Source organism: Pantoea sp. Tr-811 (assembly GCF_011752535.1).
GTDB lineage: Bacteria > Pseudomonadota > Gammaproteobacteria > Pseudomonadales > Pseudomonadaceae > Aquipseudomonas.
The window spans coordinates 1-1,952 of record NZ_VWXJ01000011.1 but is presented as its reverse complement, the minus strand read 5'-3'; the positions used below and the strand labels follow the sequence as shown (position 1 = coordinate 1,952).

Genomic DNA, 1,952 nt, shown 5'->3' with positions numbered 1-1,952 from the left:
CGGTAAGCATCCTGCTTTGCCTGGAATGGGTAATCGTCGACACGCTAAAGGATCGTGACCGGAGGGTCTGACATGGGAAGCGGGGACAATCAGGTGCAGGATTGGGATTGATGCCGTGGTGTGGGGCTTTAGCCTTGTGGTGCCGTTGAGATCGAGCGCCGCCCGCGCGGCGCTTCGCGGGGCAAGTCGGATCGCCGCACCGCCGCTCCTACATTTGTTTCGGGCCAGTTACGCCTGTGCCATCGCGCGCGACCGCCTTGTTCGTTCACCACGATATCGCGTCGTACGCCAAGGGGTCGCGCGCGGTGGACACATGAACATTGGCCCGAAACAAATGTAGGAGCGGGCTTGCCCCGCGAAGCGCCGCGCGGGCGGCGCTCGATCTCACAGGCGCCACAAGGCTAAAACCGGACCACCCTACCCCAAGGTGGCAATCAGGCTATCTGCCGGAGGCCGTTGTCGGAAATACCCCTCGACGCCCGCGAAAATCGCCTCGGCGATCTTGCGTTGTTGGCGGGCGTCGTGCAGCCGCTGGCAATCATTCACGTTGGAGATGAACCCGGTCTCCACCAGGATCGAAGGCACGGCCGCCGACTTCAGCACCGCAAACCCAGCCTGCTCGACCCGTGGCTGATGCAGCCGCGAAACCGTGCCCAACTGCGTCAGCACCTGATGGCCAAGGTCCAGGCTGGTGGAAATGGTGGCGTTCATCGACATATCGAGCAACACCCCGGCAACCATGGGGTCGTCCTCACGCAACTTCACCGCCAAACCACCGCCCACCGCGTCGGCACCGTTCTCACGCGCAGCCATCCAGCGTGCCATCGACGAACTGGCGCCGCCCTGGGACAGGGCAAATACCGAGGCCCCCGAAGCCGTGAGCCTGGGGGCAGCATCGGCATGCACGGAAACGAACAGGTCGGCTTTGAGCCGCTGAGCCAGTTCGGCGCGCTTGCGCAGGGGTATGAACACGTCGTCGCTGCGAACCAGCCGGGCCTTGTAACCCTTCTGCGCATTGACTCTTTTGGCCAGCAGCGTGGCGATCTGCAAGGCAACGCGCTTTTCCTGCTCGCCCTTTGCGCCCAGCGCGCCCGGGTCCTTGCCACCATGGCCGGCGTCGATCACCACCAGCAGGTCACGGTTAACCCTGGCGCCGGAGCGCTTGGGGGTTCGGTTGGCCTGCGTGCTCGCCACCGCACTGCGCAGCGGGGCCGCCACTTGCAGTTGCAGGGTGTGGCTGAGATTGGGGAGTGGGCGAAGCGCGGTATGAACGCCCGGTTCGGTCAGGTCCAGGACAATGCGTAAATCGCCTGTGGGTGTCGTTCCACTGCGGATCGAGCGGATCGCCGTGCCTTCGAACGTCAAACCTTCGAGCGGTGCGGACATCACGGTCTGCTTGAGGTCCAGCACCAGCCGTGGCGGTGAGTCCAGGGTGAAGCTGTTGGAAACGACCGGGCCGCTGAGATCGAGCAATACAGTGGCCTGGCCCTCTACCCGACTGACGCGGATACGTCGCAGAGATTGTGCTGCATTGGCAACGAGTGAAGTGGGTAAGGCGATTCCCGCCAAGAGAAACTTCAACAAACTACGTCTGTTCATACACCAGTGATCCAACAGGGAATCGGGATGTTGTTACGTTATAACAAATTTAACGCCATTTCCAAGCCTGAACCACTTGCGCTTGCTTTGAGATCGAGCGCCGCCTGCGCATCGCGAGCTGCGCTCGCTCCTACCACGGCCGCGTTGCTTGCTGACGCTCTTGCTCTTGCTTCTAAGCGCGCGGTAGTTCAGCAAACGCAGATTGCGACCTTAGGAGGCCGAGCGGAGGCCTTGCGGAGGGAGGTGACGGGCATGGATGCCCGTCAAGCGCTGGGCCCCAGGATGGGGCCTGCAGCGCGGTCCTCCCGGGAGCAAGGCCGGAGCGAGGGAACCCCGAAGCGCAGCGTAGGGGC

1 protein-coding gene is annotated in these 1,952 nt (G+C 63.1%); it reads right to left on the bottom strand.

What is annotated here, in order from left to right; translation table 11 throughout:
- Positions 1 to 417 precede the first annotated feature (417 nt).
- Positions 418 to 1,599 (bottom strand): N-acetylmuramoyl-L-alanine amidase, encoded by a 1,182-nt coding sequence (locus F3J44_RS30240; RefSeq protein ID WP_167274331.1) that lies wholly within the window; start codon positions 1,597 to 1,599, stop codon positions 418 to 420.
- Positions 1,600 to 1,952: the final 353 nt, after the last annotated feature.

Bases quoted from the DNA above. Each gene is read 5' to 3' on its own strand.
- F3J44_RS30240 (WP_167274331.1), bottom strand. From the start codon at position 1,599: ATGAACAGACGTAGTTTGTTGAAGTTTCTCTTGGCGGGAATCGCCTTA.